This is a genomic window from Enterobacter sp. SGAir0187 (assembly GCF_002952735.2).
Lineage (GTDB): Bacteria > Pseudomonadota > Gammaproteobacteria > Enterobacterales > Enterobacteriaceae > Enterobacter > Enterobacter quasiroggenkampii.
In genome coordinates this window covers 4,181,770-4,208,196 of sequence record NZ_CP025034.2, presented here as the reverse complement: position 1 = coordinate 4,208,196, position 26,427 = coordinate 4,181,770, and the positions used below count along the sequence as shown (strand labels likewise).

Annotated in this window: 16 protein-coding genes; 11 read left to right on the top strand and 5 right to left on the bottom strand. The window is 58.6% G+C overall.

Annotated elements, in window-relative coordinates; genetic code table 11:
- Nucleotides 1-640: 640 nt before the first annotated feature.
- The gene (locus CWR52_RS20155; protein WP_104950545.1) at nucleotides 641-2,224 is read left to right on the top strand and encodes a TerC family protein; all 1,584 of its coding nucleotides are present in this window, start codon (nucleotides 641-643) and stop codon (nucleotides 2,222-2,224) included.
- Between the two features lie 74 nt (nucleotides 2,225-2,298).
- Here CWR52_RS20155 and asmA read toward each other — a convergent pair whose 3' ends face one another.
- From asmA to udk, 3 genes are all read right to left on the bottom strand, one after another.
- Entirely contained in the window at nucleotides 2,299-4,149 is a 1,851-nt protein-coding gene (gene asmA, locus CWR52_RS20150; protein WP_104950544.1) for an outer membrane assembly protein AsmA, read from the bottom strand.
- A 22-nt stretch (nucleotides 4,150-4,171) separates the two neighbouring features.
- Nucleotides 4,172-4,753, bottom strand: a complete 582-nt coding sequence (gene dcd / locus CWR52_RS20145; RefSeq protein ID WP_024908111.1) for a dCTP deaminase — start codon at nucleotides 4,751-4,753, stop codon at nucleotides 4,172-4,174.
- 91 nt (nucleotides 4,754-4,844) lie between these two features.
- Nucleotides 4,845-5,486, bottom strand: coding sequence for a uridine kinase (gene udk, locus CWR52_RS20140; protein WP_008500855.1), 642 nt, complete (start codon nucleotides 5,484-5,486; stop codon nucleotides 4,845-4,847).
- A gap of 343 nt (nucleotides 5,487-5,829) precedes the next feature.
- On the opposite strand from udk, the gene CWR52_RS20135 reads away from it, so the two are divergent.
- A complete protein-coding gene (locus tag CWR52_RS20135; RefSeq protein WP_104950543.1) occupies nucleotides 5,830-9,159 on the top strand; it encodes a diguanylate cyclase in 3,330 nt (1,109 codons plus the stop codon).
- On the opposite strand, the gene alkA is transcribed toward CWR52_RS20135, so the two are convergent.
- The gene (gene alkA / locus CWR52_RS20130) at nucleotides 9,118-9,996 is read right to left on the bottom strand and encodes a DNA-3-methyladenine glycosylase 2 (protein WP_104950542.1); all 879 of its coding nucleotides are present in this window, start codon (nucleotides 9,994-9,996) and stop codon (nucleotides 9,118-9,120) included. The two genes, CWR52_RS20135 and alkA, sit on opposite strands and share 42 nt — an antisense overlap.
- A gap of 130 nt (nucleotides 9,997-10,126) precedes the next feature.
- Here alkA and yegD point away from each other — a divergent pair, with 130 nt between their 5' ends.
- From yegD to yegS, 9 genes are all read left to right on the top strand, one after another.
- Entirely contained in the window at nucleotides 10,127-11,479 is a 1,353-nt protein-coding gene (gene yegD, locus CWR52_RS20125; RefSeq protein WP_104950541.1) for a molecular chaperone, read from the top strand.
- A gap of 194 nt (nucleotides 11,480-11,673) precedes the next feature.
- Nucleotides 11,674-12,876 carry an MdtA/MuxA family multidrug efflux RND transporter periplasmic adaptor subunit gene (locus CWR52_RS20120; RefSeq protein WP_104950540.1) on the top strand — a complete coding sequence of 401 codons (1,203 nt, stop codon included), beginning with the start codon at nucleotides 11,674-11,676 and terminating at the stop codon, nucleotides 12,874-12,876.
- The gene (locus CWR52_RS20115) at nucleotides 12,876-15,998 is read left to right on the top strand and encodes an MdtB/MuxB family multidrug efflux RND transporter permease subunit (RefSeq protein ID WP_104950539.1); all 3,123 of its coding nucleotides are present in this window, start codon (nucleotides 12,876-12,878) and stop codon (nucleotides 15,996-15,998) included. The genes CWR52_RS20120 and CWR52_RS20115 overlap by 1 nt, the downstream gene beginning before the upstream one ends.
- Entirely contained in the window at nucleotides 15,999-19,076 is a 3,078-nt protein-coding gene (gene mdtC / locus CWR52_RS20110) for a multidrug efflux RND transporter permease subunit MdtC (RefSeq protein ID WP_048224040.1), read from the top strand.
- Nucleotides 19,077-20,492: an MFS transporter gene (locus CWR52_RS20105; RefSeq protein ID WP_104950538.1), complete on the top strand. Its 1,416-nt coding sequence runs from the start codon at nucleotides 19,077-19,079 to the stop codon at nucleotides 20,490-20,492.
- Nucleotides 20,489-21,892 (top strand): two-component system sensor histidine kinase BaeS, encoded by a 1,404-nt coding sequence (gene baeS, locus CWR52_RS20100; RefSeq protein WP_039025016.1) that lies wholly within the window; start codon nucleotides 20,489-20,491, stop codon nucleotides 21,890-21,892. The genes CWR52_RS20105 and baeS overlap by 4 nt, the downstream gene beginning before the upstream one ends.
- Nucleotides 21,889-22,611: a two-component system response regulator BaeR gene (gene baeR / locus CWR52_RS20095; RefSeq protein ID WP_046092904.1), complete on the top strand. Its 723-nt coding sequence runs from the start codon at nucleotides 21,889-21,891 to the stop codon at nucleotides 22,609-22,611. The genes baeS and baeR overlap by 4 nt, the downstream gene beginning before the upstream one ends.
- 168 nt (nucleotides 22,612-22,779) lie before the next feature.
- Complete coding sequence (yegQ, locus tag CWR52_RS20090) at nucleotides 22,780-24,141, top strand: tRNA 5-hydroxyuridine modification protein YegQ (RefSeq protein ID WP_008500866.1); 1,362 nt, start codon at nucleotides 22,780-22,782, stop codon at nucleotides 24,139-24,141.
- Between the two features lie 248 nt (nucleotides 24,142-24,389).
- The gene (yegS, locus tag CWR52_RS20085) at nucleotides 24,390-25,289 is read left to right on the top strand and encodes a lipid kinase YegS (RefSeq protein ID WP_104950537.1); all 900 of its coding nucleotides are present in this window, start codon (nucleotides 24,390-24,392) and stop codon (nucleotides 25,287-25,289) included.
- A gap of 53 nt (nucleotides 25,290-25,342) precedes the next feature.
- On the opposite strand, the gene fbaB is transcribed toward yegS, so the two are convergent.
- Nucleotides 25,343-26,395, bottom strand: a complete 1,053-nt coding sequence (gene fbaB / locus CWR52_RS20080) for a class I fructose-bisphosphate aldolase (RefSeq protein ID WP_104950536.1) — start codon at nucleotides 26,393-26,395, stop codon at nucleotides 25,343-25,345.
- Nucleotides 26,396-26,427 lie beyond the last annotated feature (32 nt).

Below are 26,427 nucleotides of genomic sequence, written 5' to 3'. Positions count from 1 at the left end.
ATACGTGTGAATCTAAAATGCATTAAGAATGTAGCTAATTAAATAAAAATATAACTAGCATCATTCCTAAAAAAAACGTTATTTGGCCAGTCACTGTTGACAACGGAATCATGGCTCATCCACACACATCCAGGCACGCTACCGCCCTTGGCTTCCAGCTACCAATACGCTATAACACGATGAATTGCAGGCGAAAAATCGCCAGATTTTTTTGCATTTGAAATAAATGGAGCATTCATAATACGCAGGCACTATTTCGTTAGTCGCTCAAAAAAAAACAACAACTAGTTACAGAAGATATCCTTTTTCAGGCTATTAATCTTGTAACAGCTAATCTCAAAACAGGCAAGAAAACGGGTTCCGAACACCAAATTTTAAGAATTTGTTTAGAAAAGCAGTTTATTTTTAAGAATTTCTTTATATTGACAGCGTTATCATTGAACATCTTTTAATGCGATATTTCTTAATTTTGTTATTTCGGATAAATACAGACTTTCTTGATGAATTAGACTTATTATTCCCGGTATTATTAATTTAATGATTATTGAGATAAATCTCATACTGACATTGCAATTTCCCCCAGCTTTATCCATGATCGAATTGTGTCATTCGTCATGTTACAGAAGGTATTGCTACTACTATGGAATGGATTGCCGATCCCTCAATCTGGGCCGGGCTGGTTACGCTGGTCGTCATCGAGTTAGTGCTCGGGATTGATAATCTGGTTTTTATCGCCATCCTCGCTGAAAAACTGCCCCCTTCCCAGCGCGACCGTGCGCGCGTGACGGGTCTGCTGCTGGCGATGGTGATGCGGTTACTGCTGCTGGCCTCTATCTCCTGGCTGGTCACGCTCACTCAGCCACTGTTCTCCATTCACGGTCTGAGCTTTAGCGCCCGCGATCTGATCATGCTCTTCGGCGGCCTGTTCCTGCTGTTCAAAGCCACCGTGGAACTCAACGAGCGGCTGGAAGGCAAAGACAGCGAGAACCCGACCCAGCGCCGCGAGGCAAAATTCTGGCCGGTGGTCGCGCAAATCGTGGTGCTGGATGCGGTCTTCTCCCTGGACTCGGTGATCACCGCCGTCGGGATGGTGGACCATCTTGCGGTGATGATGGCCGCGGTCATTATTGCCATCACGCTGATGGTCATGGCCAGTAAGGCGCTCACACGGTTTGTGAACAGTCACCCCACTATCGTGATCCTCTGTCTGAGCTTCCTGCTGATGATTGGCTTTAGCCTGGTGGCCGACGGTTTTGGCTTCCATATTCCGAAAGGCTACCTGTATGCCGCCATCGGGTTCTCCGTCATGATTGAAGCGCTTAACCAGCTGGCGATATTCAACCGCCGCCGCTTCCTGTCCGCAAATCAGACGCTGCGTCAGCGTACGGCAGAAACGGTCATGCGCCTGTTAAGCGGTAAGAAAGAGGATGCGGAGCTGGACGCCGAATCCTCCGCCATGCTGGCCGACCACAGTGACGGGCAGATCTTTGACCCGCAGGAACGACGAATGATTGAGCGGGTGCTCAATCTTAACCAGCGAACGGTCAGCAGCATTATGACGTCGCGGCATGATATAGAGCATATTGACCTGACGGCCCCGGAAGCGCACATTCGCGCCCTGCTGGATAAAAACCAGCACACACGCGTGGTGGTGACCGGCGGGGAAGCGGAAGAGGAGCTGCTGGGCGTGGTGCACGTCATTGATCTGCTCCAGCAGCAGCTTCACGGCGAGCCGCTCAATCTCCGCGTTCTGGTTCGCCAGCCGCTGGTCTTCCCTGAGGGGCTACCGCTGCTTTCCGCCCTTGAGCAGTTCCGTAACGCGCGCACGCACTTTGCCTTTGTGGTGGATGAGTTTGGGTCGGTGGAAGGACTGGTCACGCTCAGCGACGTGATGGAAACCATTGCCGGCAACCTGCCAAACGAGGTGGATGAGATTGATGCCCGCCACGACATTCAGAAAAACGCCGACGGCTCGTGGACGGCAAACGGCCATATGCCGCTGGAAGATCTGGTGCAATATGTCCCGCTGCCGCTGGATGAAAAGCGGGAATATCACACCATTGCCGGTCTGCTGATGGAGTATCTGCAGCGTATCCCGCAGCCGGGAGAAGAGGTTCAGGTAGGCGACTATCTGCTTAAAACGCTACAAATTGAAAACCATCGCGTTCAGAAGGTTCAGCTGATACCGCTGCGGGATGAGGAAGAACTGGATTTTGAGGTATAAAAAAGCCGGGTGGCGCAACGGCGTCAGGCTTTGTAGGCCGGGTAAGGCGAAGCCACCACCCGGCGCAACAGGCATCACAGCTTATCCAGCAGCTTCTTCACATCCTTGCCGTCCTGCGAATCTTTATTACGATCCGCCCAGCCGCTCAGCCGACGTTTCGCTTCATCCTGCAGATGCTTGCGCAGGATCTGATCCACCTGAAGGCTATAATTCAGAGCCTGCCATTTGCCGTATACGCTCAATGGGACCGGCGTCTCTTTCAGGAAGTCGATGAGCTTACTTTCTCCCTGCCAGCCGGAAAGTACCCGCACGTTAAAGCGCGTGTCCGCCGTCTCTTTGACCAGATCCAGCTTACCCTCGCCCGTTAATGATAAGAGTGAAGAGGTACCCTGCATTCCGTCGAGAGAGAGTTGTCCGTTGTCCAGCGTCAGGTCCGTGGTGAAGCTGTCGAGTCGCGTGGCGCTGTCATAGTTATCCTGCGCTTTCACATCGCTGCTGCGCTCCACCGCCTGCTGCACCAGCTGCTGGAAGTTGAGCCCTTCCATACGGGAGTTTTTCAGATCAAGATGCGCCTGCCCCTGCCACTCGCGACGGAAGGCGTCGGCATCAATTTTAGTGCCCGAAAAGTCACCGGCCAGCGTCAACTGCCCCGTCAGGGATATCGGGTAGTTAAACGCGGTCAGGATGGTCCCTATCTCAACGTTATCGAGACGCGGCTGGAATTCGGCGCTGGCAACGTCTTTACGGACATCCAGCGTGCCGGGCAGCGAGAGGTTCCCTGCGCCCATCTTACCGCTCAGTTCGGAGATCACCAGCAGACCATTATGGTTAAACATCTGGCTGCTCACGTCGGTAAAATCAATACCGCGCCAGCGCAGGCTATTGGCTTTCAGCAGAATATCTGCCGTGAATCCGCGCAGGGCGTTATAGTCAGGCTGATCGAGATTCGACGAAATAACCGGGCGTGATACCGCTGCCTGGCTTTGCCCCGTCTGCGTGGCATCGCTGTCCGTGGCGCTGGCTGGCAGAGGCGGCAAAAGATTTTCCAGGTTGAGCTTGTCAAACTGCAGATTCAGTACCCACTTCGGCTTTTCTTCGAGCGTGACGCTGGCCTGCCCTTTCAGACTACTGTCATTTGCCTGCAGGTTGAGGTTATCCAGCTCAATCTGCTTTTGTTCCTCGCGCCAAACGGCCTGCAGCGTTCCCTGTCCCGTAATACCCTGCGCAGGAAGATCGGCCCCCGTCAGCTGCCAGTTCAGCTGCTGGATGTCGGCCGTTAGCTGGTGCGGATAGTCAGACGCATTGACGCTGGCATTCAGCGACAGGGTCAGATCGCGCTGATCGCGGTTCACGCGCCCGCTGAACTCCACCGACGCAAGATGGTGCGCATCCTGTTCCATCTGCAGGTTAATGTTGCGAACGGTGACCTGCTCTTCGTGCTCATGCTGGAAAACCAGTACGCTATCGGCGACTTTCAGTTTGCCAATATCAAAGGACCAGCCTGTATCAGACGGTTCATCAGGCAGGGTATTTTCGCGCGGTGCCACCGGCGCGTTAGCATCACGCACGGCCTCGGTTTGCGGGGTGAGCTGAATCACCGCGCCTTTCAGCATCACCTGATTCACCTGCAGCTGATGGGAAATGAGCGGGATGAGCGCCACATCAAGGCGCATGTTGTCTGCGGAAACCAGCGGCTGGGATGCCCCCGGCGCCGTGAGCGACATGCGGCCAGAGAGAATACTGAGCTGCGGCCAGACGTGCCAGCGCAGCGGCCCGTCAAGCTTCAGTTGATAACCACTGCGTGCCTCGACCTGCCGAACCATGTAAGCGCGGAAGTCATTGGGGTTAACCAGCAGAACCAACGCCGAAAGGCCAGCCACCAGCACCACCAGCAAAATCATCAGCGTTGTCAGAACTCTTCTCATGGCATCCTCAATGGACTAACGATCAGTCTTTATCAATACGGCTGGCAACCGCACCCTGCTGGTCGCGATATTTTGCGTCCTGGCGGCGGTTATACGGCCTGTCTGCCGGGCCTGACAGCGGTTCAAAACTCAACGCGCCGATCATCATGCCCGGACGAAGCGCCAGCGGCAATTTACCGGCATTGAAGAATTCCAGCACGATACGTCCTGACCAGCCTGGATCGATACGGTGCGCGGTCACGTGGACCATCAGCCCCAGTCGCGCCAGCGAAGAGCGGCCATCAAGCCAGCCGACGAGGTCCGCAGGCAGGGTGACGGATTCAAATGTGACCGCCAGCGCCAGTTCACCCGGATGCAGATAAAAGGCTTCGCCGTCGTCGATAACGATTTCATCACTCATCACGCGATCGAGCGCGGCGCTGACTTCGTCCTTCGGACCGCTGAGGTCGATGAACGGTGCGGTATGGCCGCTAAAGGTGCGGAATTTATTCCCCAACCGGACATCAACGGTCACCCCATTGATACGTTCAACAGGTGGACGCGGGGTAATAGACAAACGGCCTTCATCCAGCCAGGCTTCTATATCGCGATCACAAAGACGCACGCCTCTTTCTCCTTTCATGCAACGTACCCTGAGTCGGTAAGCGCTCAGGGTAAAACCAGGTTATCTCTGAACGGTACACAATTCACGCGGCTTATTCAAAAAACTGGCTGATTTTCGCTTTTAAGATATCGATCGCAATGCGGTTTTTACCCCCGCGCGGCACGATAATATCGGCGTATTGTTTGGAGGGTTCAATAAACTGCAGGAACATTGGGCGGACCGTTTTCTGGTATTGCGCCATCACGGAGTCCATTGAACGGCCGCGTTCATTAACGTCACGCTTGATGCGGCGCATCAGGCAAATATCCAGCGGGGTATCGACGAAAATCGAGAAGTTCATGGATTCACGCAGGCGGGCATCGGTCAACAGCAGGATGCCTTCAAGGATAATGACCTTTTTCGGCTCGATGCGGATCGTTTCCTGGGTGCGGGTATGTTCGACATAACTGTAAACGGGCAGTTCGATCGCCTGGCCGCTCTTAAGCGCTTCTAAATGCTGGAACAGCAGGCTGTGATCCATTGCATTGGGGTGGTCATAGTTCGTTTTAACGCGCTCTTCCATCGACAGATGGGATTGATCTTTGTAATAGCTGTCTTCGGGAATGACGCCGATATGCTCATCACCTACTTGTTCACGCAGTTCGCGATAAAGCGTACTGGCAATTAGACTTTTACCTGAAGCCGATGCGCCGGCGATGCCTATAATGACGCACTGATGAGACTTATCAGTCATAAATTTAGCGACCTGATTAACCTGGATGTTAAGGAAGGACGACGCCGGAGCGTCAAACGCGGCAATTATAGGGATTTCGCGGGCGTGATACCAGTCGAATGCACAGGTTCTGCGAGACTGGCCGAAAAGTGACAACTTATTCCCTGAATGAAATTTAAATGACCACTTTTTCACCGTTTCACCGTTTTTTTTAACGGAGTAAGTATTTAATAAGTCTGTGGTGTCAAATTCTGAGCGGTCACCATATGAATTGTAAATTGTTTGTACTAGCATAAACCAAATTATCAAATTCACGCGTTCGGACATCTTCCCTGACGGCATGGCGTCTCTGGATAAAGCGGTAATGAATAAACAATACCAGCGGGTTTTGGTGACCACCCCACATCCTTTAACACGACTTGTCTGTCTGGGCCTGGTCACCTTTATCTTTACCTTATTTTCGCTGGAACTCACCCGCTTCGGCACCCTGCTGGCCCCGCTCTGGTTCCCCACCGCCATTATGATGGTGGCGTTTTATCGTCATGCTGGAAAAATGTGGCCGGGCATTGCCCTGGCCTGTTCGTTCGGCAATATTCTGGCCTCGTGGATGCTGTTCTCCTGGGGATCGGTCAGCCTCCTCTACCCTTCTGTTAACATCATTGAGGCCGTTATCGGCGCGCTGTTATTGCGCAGATTGCTCCCGTGGTACAACCCGCTGCAGAATCTGAACGACTGGCTCCGCGTGGCCATCGGCAGCGCGCTGGTGCCGCCGCTGGTAGGCGGTATTCTGGTGACCCTGCTGGCCCCCGGCCCAGAGCCACTGCGTAATTTCTTCGTCTGGGTGTTGTCAGAAGCGATTGGCGCGCTGGCGCTGGTGCCGCTAGGGCTGTTGTTTAAGCCGCATTATCTGCTGCGCCACCGCGATCCGCGATTGCTGCTGGAAACGCTGACCACGCTGGCCGTGACGTTAGCCCTCAGTTGGGCAGCCATCACCTGGCTGCCGTGGCCCTTCACCTGCGTGATCGTTCTGCTGATGTGGAGCGCCGTGCGCCTGCCGCGGATGGAAGCGTTCATGGTGTTTCTGGTCACCGTGATGGTTGTGTCGCTGATGATTGCCCGCAACCCTCTGGCGCTGACCACCCAGCACGCCGGGCCGATGCTGAACGCCCCCTGGCTGCCGTTCCTGATGCTGCTCCTGCCCGCTAACGTGATGACCATGGTGATGTACGCCTTCCGCGCCGAGCGCAAACACATCACCGAAAGCGAAGAGCGTTTTCGTAACGCAATGGAATACTCTGCCATCGGTATGGCGCTGGTCAGCATCGAAGGGAAATGGCTTCAGGCGAACAAGGCGCTGTGCAATTTCCTCGGCTACAGCCAGACGGAGCTCCAGTCGCTGACCTTCCAGCAGCTTACCTGGCCGGAAGATCTGAATACCGACCTGGAGCAGCTCGAACAGCTCATTAACGGCGACATCAATACCTATACCCTCGAAAAGCGCTATTACACGCGCGATGGGGAAGTGGTCTGGGCGCTTCTTGCCGTCTCCGTGGTGCGCCATGCCGACGGCTCGCCGCTCTATTTTATCGCCCAGATTGAAGACATTAACGACCTGAAGCAGACAGAGTGGGTCAATAAACGCCTGATGGAGCGCATCACCCTGGCAAACGAAGCAGGGGGCATCGGCATCTGGGAGTGGGATCTGGAACCCGACGTTATTAGCTGGGATAAGCGGATGTTTGAGCTGTATGAAATTCCGCCGCACATCAAGCCCACCTGGCAGCTATGGCACGACACGATGCTGCCGGAAGATCGCGCCCACGCAGAGAAGGTGCTGCGGGACTCTCTGATTTCCCGTCTGCCGTTTAAGCTGGAATTCCGCATTCGCGTGAAGGAAGGCGTGCGTCATATTCGCTCCCTGGCGAACCGGGTGCTCAATAAGCAGGGGGAAGTCGAACGGCTGCTCGGCATCAACATGGACATGACCGAGGTTAAGCAGCTTAACGAGGCGCTTTTCCAGGAAAAAGAGCGTCTGCACATTACCCTTGACTCCATCGGTGAAGCGGTGCTGTGCACCGATATCAACATGAACGTCACCTTTATGAACCCTGTCGCCGAGAAAATGAGCGGCTGGCTGCAGACCGAAGCTATTGGTCAGCCGATCCTGAAGGTGTTACACATCACCTTTGGTGAAAAAGGGCCGCTGATGGAGAATATTCACAGTGGCGATATGTCCCGTTCCGATATCGATCAGGACGTGGTGCTGAACTGCCGTACCGGCGGCAATTTTGATATCCACTACAGCATTACGCCGCTCAGCACGCTGGATGGACAGAATATCGGCTCGGTGATCGTGATTCAGGACGTGACCGAGTCGCGCAAAATGCTGCGCCAGCTCAGCTACAGCGCCTCCCACGATGCCCTGACCCATCTGGCTAACCGGGTTAGCTTCGAAAACCATCTCAAACGGCTCCTGCAGACCGTTCGCGAAACACGCCAGCGCCATGCCCTGGTGTTTATCGACCTCGATCGCTTCAAAGCCGTCAACGATACGGCAGGCCACGCGGCGGGCGATGCCCTGCTGCGGGAACTGGCTTCCCTGATGTTGACCATGCTTCGCTCCAGCGACGTGCTGGCGCGTCTGGGCGGGGACGAGTTCGGCTTACTGTTGCCGGACTGCAACCTGGAAAGCGCGCGCTATATCGCCGGTCGCCTGATTCATGCCATCAACGACTATCACTTTATGTGGGAAGGCCGCCTGCACCGGATCGGCGCCAGCGCCGGCATCACGCTGATTGATGAAAATAACCATCAGGCCTCGGAGATCATGTCGCAAGCGGACATTGCCTGTTATGCCTCAAAAAACAGCGGGCGCGGCATGGTGACGGTTTACGAACCCCAGCAGGAGCGGGATCACCACACGCGCAGCATGATGTCGCTTGATGAACAGTGGCACATGATTAAAGACAATCATCTGATGATGATTGCCCGCAGCGTCGCCTCACCGCGCATCCCTGAGAGCAGTAATTTCTGGCTGCTGTCGTTACGCCTGTGGACCAGCCAGGGCGAAGTTCAGGAAGAGCATGCCTTCCGCTCGGGCCTGGCCGAGCCAGAGCTTCTTCATGCCCTCGACAGGCGGATCTTTAGCGAGTTTTTCCGCACCTCAGCCGCCCAGATCGCCAGTAAAGGCATGGGTGTGGCGCTGCCGCTCTCAGAGGCCGGTTTAGCCAGCGTGACGCTGGTCGATGAACTGCTCGACCTGCTGGATAAAAGCCCGATGCCGGGCCGTCTGCTGCATCTGGTTATCTCTGCCGATGTGGTGTGCAATCCGGATAAGAACCTGCATCGGGGTCTGCAAAAGCTTCGTCAGGCGGGCTGCCGCGTGATCTTTAGCCAGGTGGGACGCGATATGAACGTCTTTACCCACCTGACCGCGAACATGGCCGACTATCTGATGCTGGATGCGGAGGTAGTAACCAACGTGTACGGCAATCTGATGGATGAGATGATGGTGACCATTGTTCAGGGCCACGCCCAGCGTCTGGGAATGAAAACCATTGCAGGCCCCTGTAACCAGCCCATCATGATGGATACGCTCTCCGGTATCGGCATCGATTTTATCTTTGGTGACACCATCGCCGAGCCGAAGCCATTAGATCTTCTTCTCAACACCAGTTATTTCGCGATCAACTGACGGTGCCCAGCCGTCGGTATACCAGATATGCAGCAGTGCGTAGGAGCGCCACGGCTTCCAGCGTTCGGCATGACGACGAATTTGCGCGGGCGTCATTCCGGCGAAGCGCTGTTTAATCAGGTAATCATCCGGCAGAAACACATCTTTCGCCTGCCAGCCGCGCAGGGCCAGATAATTTGCCGTCCAGCGCCCTATCCCCGGCCGCTGCTGTAACGCCTTCATCCCCTCTTCCATATTCGCGGGCGGGAAAAGCGGAAACGTTCCGTCGATAACCGACTGCGCCAGATGAATCAGCGACTCCGCGCGCTTTACCGGCATGCCCAACGCTTTCAGCGCCAGCGGGTCCACTGCCGCCAGCGCTTCCGGCGTGGGAAAGCAGAGATAGCCAGGGCAATCCGCAACGGGTTCACCGCACAGCGCCACCACGCGCGACGCCAGCTTCGCCGCCATCGCCACGCTCACCAGCTGTCCGAGAATTGCCCGGACGCCCTGCTCGTACGCGTCCATCGCTCCCGGCAAACGCAAGCCCGGCCTTGCAGCACCGAGTTCGCCCAGCGTTTCTGCTATTTGCTGCGGGTTACAGTGGAGATCGAACAGGCGTTCGATGCGCTCAAGGCACGGCTGTGCCACCGGAATTAACCCCGGGCTGAGGGTCACGGTCAGCGTGTGTGTTGCGATATCCGGCGTCACGCGGAAAATCCCCTGATGCCCCTCGTAGGCAAAACTGCGCTCATAGTAATCGTTGGTGACGGTTTCAATGCCCGTTACCGCGCGCGCGCCAAGAAAACCAAACATCCACTGCCAGTCATAAGGGGGAAGCCAGGTGAGGGTATACATCATTGCTCCTTTTTTAGTGTTATCAGCATAAACGTAAAGACCCTGTTTTGCCTTGCTTTCATATTCCTGTTGTCGCCATGCAGACATTTCGTTAAAGTCTCGCCCCTTCTCACCGGCATGGGGATTCATCGTGTTTATTGGATTTGACTACGGTACGGCAAACTGCTCGGTTGCGATTATGCAAAACGGGCAGCCACGGCTCCTGAAAATGGAAAAAGAGAGCACGCTACTGCCGTCAATGCTCTGCGCACCGACGCGTGAAGCGGTGAGCGAATGGCTGTTTCGCCACCATCAGGTTCCGGCCATGGCGGCGGAGACCCAGGCGCTGCTGCGTCGGGCGGTCAGTTTTAACCGCGAGGAAGATATCGACGTTACGCCGTCCAGCGTGCAGTTCGGCCTCTCCTCGCTCGGACACTACATTGAAGATCCCGAAGAGGTCTATTTCGTTAAGTCGCCAAAATCCTTCCTCGGCGCCAGCGGCCTGAAGCCGCAGCAGGTCGCGCTGTTCGAAGACCTGGTGTGTGCGATGATGCTGCACATCCGCAACCAGGCGCAGACGCAGGTCCCAGAGGCGATTACCCAGGCGGTGATTGGCCGTCCGATCAACTTCCAGGGGCTGGGCGGCGACGAGGCCAACCAACAGGCGCAGGGGATCCTGGAACGCGCGGCGCACCGCGCAGGCTTTCGCGACGTGGTATTCCAGTATGAGCCCGTTGCCGCAGGGCTGGACTTCGAAGCCACCCTGACGGAAGAAAAGCGCGTGCTGGTCGTCGACATCGGCGGGGGCACGACGGACTGCTCGCTGCTGCTGATGGGGCCGCAGTGGCATAACCGTCGCGATCGTGAAAACAGCCTGCTCGGGCACAGCGGCTGCCGCGTGGGCGGTAACGATCTGGATATCGCCCTGGCCTTCAAGAGCCTGATGCCGCTGCTCGGCATGGGGGGGCAAACCGAAAAAGGCATCGCCCTGCCGATCCTGCCGTGGTGGAACGCGATTGCCATCAACGATGTGCCTGCGCAGAGTGATTTTTACAGCACCGCGAACGGCCGCTTCCTTAACGATCTGGTGCGTGACGCGCAGGACGCCGAAAAAGTCGCCCTGCTGTATAAAGTGTGGCGTCAGCGCCTGAGCTACCGCGTGGTGCGTACGGCTGAAGAGAGCAAAATAGCCCTTTCCGATCGTACCGAGCATGCGGTCTCCTTGCCGTTTATCAGCGACGATCTGGCCACCGCGATTTCGCAGGACGGGCTGGAGACGGCGCTCGCGCAGCCGCTGCAGCGTATTCTGGAGCAGGTGCAGCTGGCGCTGGAGAACGGCAACGAGAAGCCGGACGTGATTTACCTGACCGGCGGTAGCGCCCGTTCGCCGCTGATCAAGAAAGCGCTGGCGGAACAGCTGCCGGGCATTCCGATTGCGGGTGGTGATGACTTCGGCTCCGTTACCGCAGGGCTGGCGCGCTGGGCGCAGGTGATGTTTAGCTAGTGCGGTTGTGCCGGGTGTCGGCTTCGCCTTTCCCGGCCTACAAAACCCTGGAAAGTAGGCCGGGTAAGCGAAGCGCCTCCCGGCAACACTCAGACAATTCCCGACAGTCTTCCATATTTCCTCCATTTTTCCGCTGTGTTAGCTGCCTAAACTAGTATCATTCCCCGAAGTATTCAGGATGAGAACGTATAACGATGAAAGGCAGTAACAAATCCCGCTGGGCAATCGCCGCTGGCATCATTGTGGTGGCCCTTGCCGCCGCCTGGTACTGGCACAGCCAATCCGCGAATTCCGCCGCACCCGCTGGTGCTACCAGCCAGGCACAGCGCCCGGCAGGCGGAGGGCGCCACGGCATGCGCGGCAGCGCGCTGGCGCCGGTCCAGGCGGCGACGGCGGTGAATAAAACCGTTCCTCGCTATCTCACAGGTCTCGGGACCATTACCGCCGCCAACACCGCCACGGTGCGCAGCCGCGTCGACGGCCAGCTCATCGCGATCCACTTCCAGGAAGGTCAGCAGGTGAAAGCGGGCGACCTGCTGGCGGAAATCGACCCGAGCCAGTTTAAGGTCACCCTCGCCCAGGCGCAGGGTCAGCTCGCGAAAGATAAAGCCACGCTCGCCAATGCCCAGCGTGATTTAGCGCGCTATCAGCAACTGGTGAAAACCAACCTCGTTTCGCGTCAGGAACTGGACACCCAGCAGTCGCTGGTGAGCGAAACGCAGGGCACTATCAAAGCCGACGAAGCCGCGGTGGCCAGCGCCCAGCTGCAGCTGGACTGGAGCCGCATCACCGCGCCGATTGACGGCCGCGTTGGCCTGAAGCAGGTCGATATCGGCAACCAGATCTCCAGCGGCGACACCACGGGCATCGTGGTGATCACCCAAACCCACCCGATTGATTTAGTCTTTACCCTGCCGGAAAGCGATATCGCGACCGTCATGCAGGCGCAAAAAGCCGGTAAAGGCCTGGTCGTGGAAGCCTGGGACCGCACCAACAAGCTGAAGCTGAGCGAAGGTTCGCTGCTCAGTCTGGACAACCAGATCGACACCACCACCGGCACCATCAAGCTGAAGGCGCGCTTTAATAACCAGGACGATGCCCTCTTCCCGAACCAGTTCGTCAATGCGCGCATGCTGGTAGCGACCGAAGAGAACGCGGTGGTGATCCCCACCGCTGCGCTGCAGATGGGCAACGAAGGTAACTTCGTCTGGGTGCTGAACAACGACAATAAGGTCAGCAAGCACCTGGTGAAAACCGGTATTCAGGACAGCCAGACGGTGGTCATCAGCGCAGGCCTTTCCGCAGGCGACCGCGTGGTCACCGACGGCATTGACCGTCTGACCGAAGGGGCCAAAGTGGAAGTGGTTGAACCTGCGAAACAGGGAGAGAAATCCTGATGCAGGTTATGCCCCCAGGCTCTACAGGTGGGCCGTCACGCCTGTTTATCCTCCGTCCTGTCGCCACCACGCTGCTGATGGTGGCGATCCTGCTCGCCGGGATTATCGGCTACCGATTCCTGCCCGTGTCGGCGCTGCCGGAGGTGGATTACCCCACCATTCAGGTGGTGACGCTGTATCCGGGCGCCAGCCCGGACGTGGTGACCTCCGCCATTACCGCCCCGCTGGAGCGCCAGTTCGGCCAGATGTCGGGGCTAAAACAGATGTCCTCCCAGAGTTCTGGCGGGGCATCCGTCGTGACGCTGCAGTTCCAGCTGACGCTGTCGCTGGACGTCGCCGAGCAGGAGGTGCAGGCCGCCATCAACGCCGCTACCAACCTGCTGCCGTCAGACCTGCCTAACCCACCGGTCTACAGCAAGGTGAACCCGGCGGATCCGCCGATCATGACGCTTGCCGTCACCTCCTCCGCCATGCCGATGACCCAGGTCGAAGACATGGTCGAAACGCGCGTGGCGCAGAAAATTTCTCAGGTGTCCGGCGTTGGCCTCGTCACCCTCGCGGGCGGCCAGCGCCCGGCGGTGCGCGTCAAGCTGAACGCGCAGGCCATTGCCGCGCTGGGGCTCACCAGCGAAACCATCCGCAGCGCCATCAGCAATGCCAACGTCAACTCGGCGAAGGGCTCGCTGGACGGCCCAACCCGCGCCGTGACGCTCTCCGCCAACGACCAGATGCAGTCCGCCGACGAATATCGTCAGCTAATTATCGCCTACCAGAACGGCGCGCCAGTGCGTCTGGGCGACGTGGCGACCGTAGAACAAGGCGCGGAGAACAGCTGGCTGGGGGCATGGGCCAACAAGCAGCAGGCGATCGTGATGAACGTGCAGCGCCAGCCGGGTGCCAACATCATCGAAACCGCCGACAGCATCCGCACCATGCTGCCGCAGCTGATCGAAAGCCTGCCGAAATCGGTCAGCGTGAAGGTGCTTTCCGACCGTACCACGAACATTCGCGCGTCGGTCACCGACACCCAGTTCGAGCTGATGCTGGCGATTGCGCTGGTGGTGATGATTATCTATCTGTTCCTGCGTAACGTCCCGGCGACCATCATCCCCGCCGTCGCCGTACCGCTCTCGCTGGTCGGCACCTTTGCGGTGATGGTGTTCATCGATTTTTCGATCAACAACCTGACGCTGATGGCGCTCACCATCGCCACCGGGTTCGTGGTGGATGACGCTATCGTCGTCATCGAGAACATCTCGCGCTATATCGAGAAAGGTGAGAAACCGCTGGCCGCCGCGCTGAAAGGCGCAGGAGAAATCGGCTTTACCATTATCTCGCTGACCTTCTCGCTGATTGCGGTGCTGATCCCGCTGCTGTTTATGGGCGATATCGTCGGGCGTCTTTTCCGCGAGTTTGCCGTGACGCTTGCGGTCGCCATTCTGATCTCCGCCGTGGTGTCGCTGACCCTGACGCCGATGATGTGCGCCCGCATGCTGAGCCATGCGTCACTGCGCAAGCAAAACCGCTTCTCGCGCGCCTCCGAGCGCATGTTCGAGCGCATTATTGCCGCCTACGGTCGCGTGCTGGCGAAAGTCCTCAACCACCCGTGGGCCACGCTCGGCGTGGCGCTCGGCACGCTGGCGCTCAGCGTGATGCTGTGGATTTTCATTCCGAAAGGCTTCTTCCCGATCCAGGACAACGGCATTATTCAGGGCACGCTTCAGGCCCCACAGTCGGTCTCCTTCGCCAATATGGCGCAGCGCCAGCAGCAGGTGTCTGACATCATCATGAAGGATCCGGCGGTCGAGAGCCTGACCGCCTACGTCGGCGTGGACGGTACCAACCCGTCGCTGAACAGCGCGCGTCTGCAGATCAACCTCAAGCCGCTGGATGAGCGTGACGATCGCGTCAACGCCGTCATTGAGCGGCTGCAAAACGCCGTGGCCCGCGTGCCGGGCGTTGAGCTTTACCTGCAGCCGATTCAGGATTTGACCATCGATACCCAGGTCAGCCGCACGCAGTACCAGTTCACGCTGCAGGCCACCACGCTGGATGCCCTCAGCACCTGGGTACCGCAGCTGGTGAATAAGCTTAACACGCTGCCGCAGCTCGCCGACGTCAGCAGCGACTGGCAGGACAAAGGGCTGGCGGCGTATGTGAACGTCAACCGCGATACCGCGAGCCGTCTGGGCATTACCATGTCGGATGTGGACAACGCCCTGTACAACGCCTTCGGTCAGCGCCTGATCTCCACCATCTATACCCAGGCCAACCAGTATCGCGTGGTGCTGGAGCACAACACCGAGAACACGCCCGGCCTGGCGGGGCTGGACTCGGTGCGCCTGACAAGCAAAGACGGCGGCATTGTGCCGCTGAGCGCTATCGCCACGGTGGAAGAACGCTATACCCCGCTGTCGATTAACCATCTGGATCAGTTCCCGTCCACCACCATCTCCTTTAACGTGCCGGACAATTACTCTCTGGGTGAAGCGGTGGAGGCCATTCAGGCGGCTGAAAAAGAGCTCAGCTTCCCGTCCGACATTCAGACCCAGTTCCAGGGCAGCACCCTGGCGTTTCAGGCCGCGCTGGGCAACACCATCTGGTTGATCGTGGCGGCGGTCGTGGCGATGTACATCGTGCTCGGCGTGCTGTATGAAAGCTTTATCCACCCAATCACCATCCTTTCTACCCTGCCGACGGCGGGCGTGGGGGCACTGCTGGCATTAATGCTGGCGGGCAGCGAGCTGGACGTGATTGCCATCATCGGCATCATCCTGCTTATCGGCATCGTGAAGAAAAACGCCATCATGATGATCGACTTTGCCCTGGCCGCCGAGCGCGAGCAGGGCATGTCGCCGCGCGATGCGATTTTCCAGGCCTGCCTGCTGCGTTTTCGTCCGATCCTGATGACCACGCTGGCCGCCCTGCTGGGTGCGCTGCCGCTGATGCTGAGCACTGGCGTCGGCGCGGAGCTGCGCCGTCCGCTGGGTATCGGCATGGTCGGCGGTCTGCTGGTGAGCCAGGTGCTGACGCTGTTCACCACGCCGGTGATCTACCTGCTGTTTGACCGCCTGGCGCTGTGGACCAAAAGCCGCTTCCCGAAACGTGAAGAGGAGGCATAAGTGAAGTTTTTCGCCCTCTTCATTTATCGCCCGGTGGCGACGATTTTAATCTCGCTCGCCATTACCCTCTGCGGCGTTCTGGGCTTCCGGCTGCTGCCGGTGGCGCCGCTGCCGCAGGTGGATTTCCCGGTGATCATGGTCAGCGCCTCGCTGCCGGGCGCCTCGCCGGAAACCATGGCCTCGTCCGTTGCCACGCCGCTGGAGCGTTCGCTCGGGCGGATTGCGGGGGTCAACGAGATGACCTCCAGCAGCTCGCTGGGCAGCACGCGCATCATTCTGGAGTTCAGCTTCGACCGGGATATCAACGGCGCGGCGCGCGACGTGCAGGCGGCCATCAACGCCGCACAGAGCCTGCTGCCGAGCGGGATGCCGAGCCGTCCTACCTACCGCAAGGCCAACCCGTCCGACGCGCCGATCATGATCCTGACGCTGACCTCGGATACGTACTCGCAGGGGCAGCTTTACGACTTTGCGTCTACCCAACTGGCGCAGACAATCTCACAAATTAACGGCGTCGGCGACGTGAGCGTCGGCGGGAGTTCCCTGCCCGCCGTGCGCGTGGGGTTAAACCCGCAGGCGTTATTCAACCAGGGCGTGTCGCTGGACGACGTGCGCTCCGCCATCAGCAACGCCAACGTGCGTAAACCGCAGGGGGCGATTGAGGACAACAGCCACCGCTGGCAGATCCACACCAACGACGAGCTGAAAACCGCGGCGGAATATCAACCGCTCATCATTCACTATAACAACGGCGCGGCGGTGCGCTTAAGCGACGTGGCCAGCGTCACCGACTCGGTGCAGGACGTGCGCAACGCCGGGATGACCAACGCCAAACCGGCGATTCTGCTGATGATCCGCAAGCTGCCGGAGGCCAACATTATTGAGACGGTGAACAGCATTCGCGCCCGTCTTCCGGACCTGCAGGAGACCATTCCGGCAGCAATCGATCTGCAAATTGCCCAGGATCGCTCCCCGACCATTCGCGCCTCGCTGGAAGAGGTGGAGCAAACGCTGGTGATCTCCGTCGCGCTGGTGATCCTGGTGGTCTTCCTGTTCCTGCGCTCTGGCCGCGCGACGCTGATCCCGGCGGTGGCCGTGCCGGTCTCGCTGATCGGTACCTTTGCCGCCATGTATCTGTGCGGGTTTAGCCTCAACAACCTGTCGCTGATGGCCCTGACGATTGCGACGGGCTTCGTAGTGGATGACGCCATCGTGGTGCTGGAGAACATTTCCCGCCATCTGGAAGCGGGCGTGAAGCCGCTGCAGGCTGCGTTGCAGGGCACGCGCGAGGTGGGGTTTACGGTGCTCTCCATGAGCCTGTCGCTGGTGGCGGTGTTCCTGCCGCTGCTGCTGATGGGCGGGCTGCCGGGCCGGTTGCTGCGCGAGTTTGCCGTCACCCTCTCCGTCGCGATCGGCATTTCGCTGGCGATCTCCCTAACGCTGACGCCAATGATGTGCGGCTGGATGCTCAAGCGCAGCAAACCGCACTCGCAGCCGCGGCGCAAAGGCTTTGGCCGTTTCCTGATGGCAATGCAGGAAGGCTACGGTAAATCGCTGAAGTGGGTGCTGAACCATACCCGACTGGTCGGCCTGGTGCTGATAGGCACCATCGTGCTCAACGTGTGGATGTATATCACCATCCCGAAAACTTTCTTCCCGGAGCAGGACACCGGCGTGCTGATGGGCGGCATTCAGGCGGACCAGAGCATTTCATTCCAGGCCATGCGCGGCAAGCTGCAGGACTTTATGAAGATCATTCGTGAAGACAAAGCCGTGGATAACGTGACCGGCTTTACCGGCGGGTCGCGCGTCAACAGCGGGATGATGTTTATTACCCTCAAACCGCGCGGCGAGCGCAACGAAACCGCCCAGCAGGTGATAGACCGCCTGCGGGTGAAGCTCGCCAAAGAGCCGGGGGCCAACCTGTTTTTGATGGCCGTTCAGGATATCCGCGTCGGCGGGCGACAGGCGAACGCCAGCTATCAGTACACGTTGCTCTCGGACGACTTAGCCGCCCTGCGCGAGTGGGAGCCGAAGATCCGCAAGGCGCTGGCCGCCCTTCCCCAACTGGCGGACGTGAACTCCGATCAGCAGGACAACGGCGCCGAGATGGCCCTGACCTACGACCGCGAAACCATGTCGCGTCTGGGCATTAACGTTGAAGCCGCCAATAGCCTGCTGAACAACGCCTTCGGCCAGCGCGAGATCTCCACCATCTACCAGCCGATGAACCAGTATAAGGTGGTGATGGAAGTTGACCCGCGCTACACCCAGGACATCAGCGCCCTGGACAAAATGTTTGTGATTAACAACGACGGCAAGGCGATTCCGCTCTCGTACTTTGCCAGCTGGCAGCCTGCCAACGCGCCGCTGTCGGTGAACCATCAGGGGCTTTCGGCGGCGTCGACCATCTCCTTTAACCTGCCCGCCGGTTCGTCACTGTCTGAGGCCAGCGATGCAATCAATCGCGCGATGACCCAGCTTGGCGTGCCGTCCACCGTGCGCGGCAGCTTCGCCGGGACCGCGCAGGTATTCCAGGAGACAATGAACTCGCAGGTGATTTTGATTCTGGCCGCCATCGCCACGGTCTATATTGTGCTGGGCGTACTGTATGAGAGCTACGTGCACCCGCTGACCATCCTCTCGACGCTGCCGTCGGCGGGCGTGGGGGCGCTGCTGGCGCTGGAGCTGTTCGGCGCGCCGTTCAGCCTTATCGCGCTTATCGGGATCATGCTATTAATCGGCATCGTGAAGAAAAACGCCATCATGATGGTGGACTTCGCGCTGGACGCCCAGCGCAACGGCAACCTCTCGCCGGAAGAGGCCATCTTCCAGGCCTGCCTGCTGCGCTTCCGTCCGATCATGATGACCACCCTGGCGGCGCTGTTTGGCGCGCTGCCGCTGGTGATCTCGGGCGGCGACGGCTCAGAGCTGCGCCAGCCGCTGGGGATCACCATTGTCGGGGGCCTGGTGATGAGCCAGCTGCTGACGCTGTACACCACGCCGGTGGTCTATCTGTTCTTCGACCGCCTGCGGCTGCGCTTTTCGCGTAAAAACAGAACCACGGTGACTGAGTAGATGACAGATCTCCCCGCTAACGTTCGCTGGCAATTATGGATAGTCGCCTTCGGCTTTTTTATGCAGTCGCTGGATACGACCATCGTCAACACCGCCCTCCCCTCCATGGCGAAAAGTCTGGGGGAGAGCCCGCTGCATATGCACATGGTGATTGTCTCCTACGTGCTGACGGTTGCCGTGATGCTGCCCGCCAGCGGCTGGCTGGCCGATAAGGTCGGCGTGCGGAATATCTTTTTTACCGCCATCGTGCTGTTTACCATCGGCTCGCTGTTTTGCGCGCAGGCCAATACCCTCGACCAGCTGGTCATGGCGCGCGTGCTGCAGGGCATCGGCGGGGCGATGATGGTGCCCGTCGGGCGGTTAACGGTGATGAAGATTGTGCCGCGCGAGCAGTACATGGCGGCGATGACCTTTGTCACCCTGCCCGGTCAGGTGGGGCCGCTGCTGGGTCCGGCGCTGGGCGGTATGCTGGTGGAGTACGCCTCCTGGCACTGGATCTTCTTAATCAACCTCCCGGTAGGCATCATCGGCGCGATTGCTACCCTGGCGCTGATGCCGAACTACAAAATGCAGACCCGGCGCTTTGATTTCTTTGGCTTTATCCTGCTGGCGGCGGGTATGGCCACGCTTACCCTGGCGCTCGACGGGCAAAAAGGACTGGGGATTTCGCCCCTGACGCTCGGGCTCCTAATCGCGCTCGGTGTTACCGCCATACTGTGGTATCTGTGGCACGCCAGAGGAAACGACAAGGCGCTGTTCAGCCTGGCGTTGTTTAAAAACCCCACTTACCGTCTGGGCCTGTCTGGCAGCTTCGCCGGACGCATCGGCAGCGGGATGCTGCCGTTTATGACGCCCGTTTTTCTGCAAATTGGCATGGGTTTTTCACCATTCCACGCGGGCCTGATGATGATCCCGATGGTGCTCGGCAGCATGGGAATGAAGCGCATTGTGGTGCAGGTGGTGAACCGCTTTGGCTATCGACGCGTGCTGGTGGCCGCCACGCTAGGGCTGGCGCTGGTGAGCCTGCTGTTTATGGCCGTGGCGCTGATGGGCTGGTACTACGTCCTGCCGCTGGTGCTGTTCTGCCAGGGGATCATCAACTCCATGCGCTTCTCGTCGATGAATACCCTGACCCTGAAAGACCTGCCGGACGATCTGGCGAGCAGCGGCAACAGCCTGCTGTCGATGGTGATGCAGCTCTCCATGAGCGTGGGCGTGACTATTGCGGGGTTACTGCTCGGGATGTACGGTCAGCACCACCTCAGCGTCGACACGCCGGTGGCGCATCAGGTCTTTATGTATACCTACCTCAGCATGGCGATCATCATCGCCCTGCCCGCTTTCATCTTCGCCAGAGTGCCGGATGATACCAGCAAGAACGTCGTGATTAGGCGCGGCAAAAGGAGTGGCTCATGAAATTCTGGCGTCCGGGTATTACCGGCAAGCTCTTTGTAGCGATCTTCGCCACCTGTATCGTCCTGCTGATCACCATGCACTGGGCGGTGCGGGTCAGCTTCGAGCGCGGCTTTATTGATTACATCAAGCATGGCAATGAGCAGCGTTTGCAGGGCCTGAGCGATGCGCTGAGTGAACAGTACGCCCAGCACGGCAACTGGCGTTTTCTGCGCAACAATGATCGCTTTATTTTCCAGATCCTGCGCTCGCTGGAGCACGATACCGGCGACGATCGTCCGGGCCCGGGCATGCCGCCGCACGGCTGGCGCACCCAGTTCTGGGTAATCGACCAGGATATGCGCCCCCTGGTTGGGCCGCGCGCGCCGATACCGCCGGACGGTACCCGGCGGGCGATTAAAGTGAATAACGCCACCGTTGGCTGGGTGATCGCCTCCCCGGTGGAGCGCCTGACGCGCAACACCGACATCAACTTTGACCGCCAGCAGCGTCGCACAAGCTGGCTGATTGTCGCGCTCTCCACGCTGCTCGCCGCGCTCGCCACCTTCCCGCTGGCGCGCGGTCTGCTCGCCCCGGTGAAACGCCTGGTGGAAGGCACGCACAAGCTCGCCGCCGGGGATTTCACCACCCGCGTCGATACCCGCAGCCAGGACGAGCTGGGCAAGCTGGCGCAGGACTTTAACCAGCTCGCCAGCACGCTTGAGAAAAACCAGCAGATGCGCCGCGACTTTATGGCCGATATTTCACACGAGCTGCGTACGCCGCTGGCGGTGCTGCGCGGCGAGCTCGAGGCCATTCAGGACGGCGTGCGCCAGTTTACGCCCGAATCGGTGGCTTCCCTGCAGGCGGAGGTGGGCACGCTCACCAAGCTGGTGGACGATCTCCACCAGCTCTCCATGTCCGACGAAGGCGCGCTGGCCTACCAGAAGGCGCCCGTAGACGTCATTAACGTGCTGGAAGTAGCGAGCGGCGCCTTCCGCGAACGCTTTGCCAGTCGCAACCTGAAAATCGACCTCTCCCTGCCGGACAGTGCGGTGGTGTTTGGCGACAAAGATCGGCTGATGCAGCTGTTCAACAACCTGCTGGAAAACAGCCTGCGCTACACTGACAGCGGCGGCGGGCTGCTGATTTCCGGCAGACAGGAAAACGGGCGCTTTGCCCTTACCTTCGCGGATTCCGCACCCGGCGTGCAGGACGCGCAGCTGGAAAAACTGTTTGAACGTTTTTACCGTACCGAAGGCTCCCGCAATCGCGCCAGTGGCGGATCCGGTCTGGGGCTGGCGATTTGCGTTAACATCGTCGAGGCGCATAATGGCACGATCCGCGCCGCCCATTCGCCTTTTGGCGGGGTAAGCATTACAGTAGAGTTACCTCTGGAACGGGATTTATCGAGAGAAGTATGACCGAGTTACCGATTGACGAAAACACGCCGCGCATTTTGATCGTCGAAGACGAACCCAAGCTGGGACAGCTGCTGATCGACTATTTACGCGCGGCCAGCTATGCCCCGTCACTGATAAGCCACGGCGACCAGGTGCTGCCTTACGTGCGCCAGACCCCGCCGGACCTGATCCTGCTGGATCTGATGCTTCCCGGGACCGATGGCCTGACCCTGTGCCGGGAAATTCGCCGCTTCTCCGACGTCCCGATCGTCATGGTCACCGCCAAAATTGAAGAGATTGACCGCCTGCTGGGGCTCGAAATCGGCGCGGACGACTATATCTGCAAGCCCTACAGTCCGCGCGAGGTGGTTGCCCGCGTGAAAACCATTCTGCGCCGCTGCAGGCCGCAGCGCGAGCTTCAGGTGCTGGACGCTGAAAGCCCGCTGATTGTGGATGAAAGCCGCTTCCAGGCAAGCTGGCGCGGCAAGCTGCTGGACCTGACCCCTGCGGAGTTCCGCCTGCTGAAAACCCTCTCCCACGAGCCGGGCAAAGTCTTCTCCCGCGAACAGCTGCTGAACCACCTGTATGACGATTACCGCGTGGTGACCGATCGCACCATCGACAGCCATATCAAAAACCTGCGCCGCAAGCTGGAGGCGCTGGACGCCGAGCAGTCGTTTATCCGCGCGGTGTATGGCGTGGGGTATCGCTGGGAAGCGGATGCGTGCAGGATTGCCTAGTCATCCGCGGGTCAATCCAGGCCGGGTAAGGCGAAGCCGCCACCCGGCACAATAACTTTACCTCCCTGCCCCGCGGCGCTACAATGCCCGCCCTTAAAGTGGGGGATCTCCCCTTACCGCTGCACCTGGTGCACGCGGATCTGACCTGTCATCAGAACGAGAACAAACATGTTTAAACCGGAACTCCTTTCCCCGGCGGGAACGCTGCAAAATATGCGTTACGCTTTCGCCTATGGCGCCGACGCCGTGTATGCGGGCCAGCCGCGCTACTCGCTGCGCGTACGTAACAACGAATTCAACCACGAGAACCTGCAGCTCGGCATCAACGAGGCGCACGCTCTGGGTAAAAAATTCTACGTGGTGGTCAACATCGCGCCGCACAACGCCAAGCTGAAAACGTTCATCCGTGACCTGAAGCCGGTGGTCGATATGGGGCCGGACGCGCTGATCATGTCGGACCCGGGTTTAATCATGCTGGTTCGGGAGAACTTCCCGGAGATGGATATCCACCTCTCCGTACAGGCTAACGCCGTCAACTGGGCAACGGTGAAGTTCTGGAAGCAGATGGGGCTGACCCGCGTCATCCTGTCTCGCGAGCTTTCGCTGGAAGAGATCGAAGAGATCCGCACCCAGGTGCCGGATATGGAAATCGAAATCTTCGTTCACGGCGCGCTGTGCATGGCCTATTCCGGCCGCTGCCTGCTTTCTGGCTACATCAACAAACGCGACCCGAACCAGGGCACCTGCACCAACGCCTGCCGCTGGGAATATAACGTTCAGGAAGGCAAAGAGGATGACATCGGCAACATCGTCCACAAGCATGAGCCGATCCCGGTAACCAACGTTGAGCCAACGCTGGGCATCGGCGCGCCAACCGACAGCGTGTTTATGATTGAAGAAGCCAAACGTCCGGGCGAGTACATGACCGCCTTTGAAGACGAGCACGGCACCTACATCATGAACTCGAAAGATCTGCGTGCCATCGCCCACGTCGAGCGCCTGACCCAGATGGGCGTGCACTCCCTGAAGATTGAAGGTCGCACCAAATCCTATTACTACTGCGCGCGTACCGCGCAGGTGTACCGCAAAGCCATCGACGATGCGGCCGCCGGTAAACCGTTCGATACCAGCCTTCTGGAAACTCTGGAAGGCCTGGCGCATCGCGGCTATACCGAAGGCTTTCTGCGCCGTCATACCCACGACGACTACCAGAACTACGAGCACGGCTACTCCGTATCCGAGCGCCAGCAGTTTGTCGGTGACTTCACCGGCGAGCGCAAAGGCGCGCTGGCGGCCGTCGCGGTGAAAAACAAGTTCACCAAAGGCGACAGCCTGGAGCTGATGACCCCGCAGGGCAACATGAACTTTACGCTGGAGCATCTGGAAAACGGTAAAGGCGAAGCGATTGAGGTCGCGCCGGGTGACGGGCATACCGTCTGGCTGCCGGTTCCTGAAGAGGTGGAGCTGAAGTTCGCGCTGCTGATGCGTAACTTCAACGGTGAAAGCACCCGTAACCCACACGGCAAATAGTCAATCAGGGAAATTTTTTCGCGCTGGGATAATTCTTAGAATCGGATCACATACCGCTTCGTTCAATACGGGTATTATCCCCCCGCTGAAAAACATAACCCATAAATGCTAGCTGTACCAGGAACCACCTCCTTAGCCTGCGTAATCTCCCTTACGCGGGCTTATTTTTTGCCTTTCATCCTGTTCTTACCCGCTTTTTTCCGCTCTGCTATACACTCTTACTAACGCTAAAAAAGGGAGCAGCGCGGATGGCAACCTATCCAGACAGTTTATTGATTCTCAATGGCAAAAGTGCGGGCAACGATCTACTGCGTCAGGCCATTCAGGATTTGCGTGACGACGGCGCGCGCATCCACGTCAGGGTAACCTGGGAAAAAGGCGATGCCGCAAGGTATATCAATGAAGCCCTCGGGCTTGGCGTCAATACCATCATTTCTGGCGGCGGCGATGGCACCATCAATGAGATCGCGTCAGCGCTGATCGACCTGCCCCCGGCAAACCGCCCGGTGATGGGTATTTTACCACTCGGCACCGCCAATGATTTTGCCACCAGCGCCGGGATCCCGGAGGCGTTAGAAAAAGCGCTCCAGCTGGCGATCCTCGGTAAAGCCACCGCGGTAGATATTGCGCAGGTGAATGACAAAACCTGCTTTATCAATATGGCTACCGGCGGGTTCGGCACGCGCATCACCAGCGAAACGCCGGAAAAACTGAAGGCGGCGCTGGGCGGCGTGTCATATCTGATCCACGGTCTGATGCGCATGGATACCCTCAAGCCTGACCGCTGCGAAATTCGCGGCGAGGAGTTTCAGTGGCAGGGTGACGCGCTGGTCATTGGCATTGGCAATGGTCGACAGGCAGGCGGCGGCCAGCAGCTGTGCCCGGAGGCGCTGATCAATGACGGCCAGCTACAGCTGCGGATTTTCACGGGCGATGGCCTGCTGCCCGCGCTGTTTACCACGCTGACGCAGCCGGAAGAGAGTCCGAATATCATTGACGGGAAATCCGCATGGTTTGAGGTCAATGCCCCGCACGGGATGACGTTTAACCTCGACGGAGAGCCGCTGAGCGGAACACAGTTCCGCATTGAGGTGTTGCCCGGCGCGCTGCAGTGTCGGTTGCCGCCGGACTGTGTGCTTTTGCGCTGATGGTCTTGCCGGGTGGCGGCTACGCCTTACCCGGCCTACGCTTCGCCCTCAGGTCAGGCAATTGTGACTTTACTGTCCAGATAGACGTCCTGCACTGCATTGATCAGCTTCACGCCGTCGGCCATCGATTTCTTAAACGCCTTACGGCCCAGGATCAGTCCCATGCCGCCCGCGCGTTTGTTAATAACCGCCGTACGTACCGCGTCTGACAGGTCAGTATCGCCGCCCGCCGCGCCGCCGGAGTTAATCAGCCCTGCACGGCCCATATAGCAGTTCGCCAGCTGGTAGCGCACCAGGTCGATCGGGTTATCGCTGGTCAGCTTGCTGTAAACGCGGTCATCGGTATAACCAAAGTTCACCGCTTTATAGCCGCCGTTATTCTCGGCCATTTTCTGCTTCACGATGTCTGCGCCAATGGTCGCCGCCAGATGGTTCGCCTGGCCGGTCAGGTCAGCCGACACGTGGTAATCCACGCCGTCTTTTTTGAACGCCGTGTTACGCAGATACGCCCACAGCACGGTTACCATACCCAGCTCGTGTGCGCGCTCAAACGCCGCAGAGATCTCTTCAATCTGACGACGGGACTGTTCAGAGCCAAAGTAAATCGTCGCCCCAACGGCAACCGCCCCCATATTGAACGCCTGCTCGACGCTGGCGTAGAGCGTCTGGTCATATTCGGTGGGGTAGCTCAGGGTTTCATTGTGGTTCAGCTTCACGAGGAACGGAATGCGGTGGGCATAGCGACGCGAGACGGAGGCCAGCACGCCGTAGGTGGAGGCCACGCAGTTACAGCCCGCTTCAATCGCCAGCTCAACAATGTTCTTCGGATCGAAATAGAGCGGATTCGCCGCGAAGGAGGCGCCCGCCGAGTGCTCAACGCCCTGGTCTACCGGCAGAATAGAAAGATATCCGGTGCCACCGAGCCGCCCGGTGTTGTAGAGCGTCTGCATGTTTCGCAAAACCGCAGGCGGACGGTTGTTATCGACCATCACGCGGTCGACGTAGTCGTGACCCGGCAAATAGAGCTGGTCGGCTGGAATGGTCATACAACGATGCTGTAAAAGGCTGTCGGCGTCTTTGCCAAGCAACTGCGCAATATCAGTCATGTGATACTCCCGTAAGTCCGACGTCGTGTCGG

What these genes read in the sequence shown, in the direction of transcription:
- alkA (WP_104950542.1), bottom strand. Translation starts at nt 9,996, where the DNA reads ATGTATACCCTCACCTGGCTTCCCCCTTATGACTGGCAGTGGATGTTT.
- CWR52_RS20105 (WP_104950538.1), top strand. Translation starts at nt 19,077, where the DNA reads ATGACAGATCTCCCCGCTAACGTTCGCTGGCAATTATGGATAGTCGCC.
- CWR52_RS20135 (WP_104950543.1), top strand. Translation starts at nt 5,830, where the DNA reads ATGAATAAACAATACCAGCGGGTTTTGGTGACCACCCCACATCCTTTA.
- CWR52_RS20120 (WP_104950540.1), top strand. Translation starts at nt 11,674, where the DNA reads ATGAAAGGCAGTAACAAATCCCGCTGGGCAATCGCCGCTGGCATCATT.
- baeS (WP_039025016.1), top strand. Translation starts at nt 20,489, where the DNA reads ATGAAATTCTGGCGTCCGGGTATTACCGGCAAGCTCTTTGTAGCGATC.
- yegS (WP_104950537.1), top strand. Translation starts at nt 24,390, where the DNA reads ATGGCAACCTATCCAGACAGTTTATTGATTCTCAATGGCAAAAGTGCG.
- udk (WP_008500855.1), bottom strand. Translation starts at nt 5,486, where the DNA reads ATGACTGATAAGTCTCATCAGTGCGTCATTATAGGCATCGCCGGCGCA.
- yegQ (WP_008500866.1), top strand. Translation starts at nt 22,780, where the DNA reads ATGTTTAAACCGGAACTCCTTTCCCCGGCGGGAACGCTGCAAAATATG.
- CWR52_RS20155 (WP_104950545.1), top strand. Translation starts at nt 641, where the DNA reads ATGGAATGGATTGCCGATCCCTCAATCTGGGCCGGGCTGGTTACGCTG.
- fbaB (WP_104950536.1), bottom strand. Translation starts at nt 26,395, where the DNA reads ATGACTGATATTGCGCAGTTGCTTGGCAAAGACGCCGACAGCCTTTTA.
- baeR (WP_046092904.1), top strand. Translation starts at nt 21,889, where the DNA reads ATGACCGAGTTACCGATTGACGAAAACACGCCGCGCATTTTGATCGTC.
- CWR52_RS20115 (WP_104950539.1), top strand. Translation starts at nt 12,876, where the DNA reads ATGCAGGTTATGCCCCCAGGCTCTACAGGTGGGCCGTCACGCCTGTTT.
- asmA (WP_104950544.1), bottom strand. Translation starts at nt 4,149, where the DNA reads ATGAGAAGAGTTCTGACAACGCTGATGATTTTGCTGGTGGTGCTGGTG.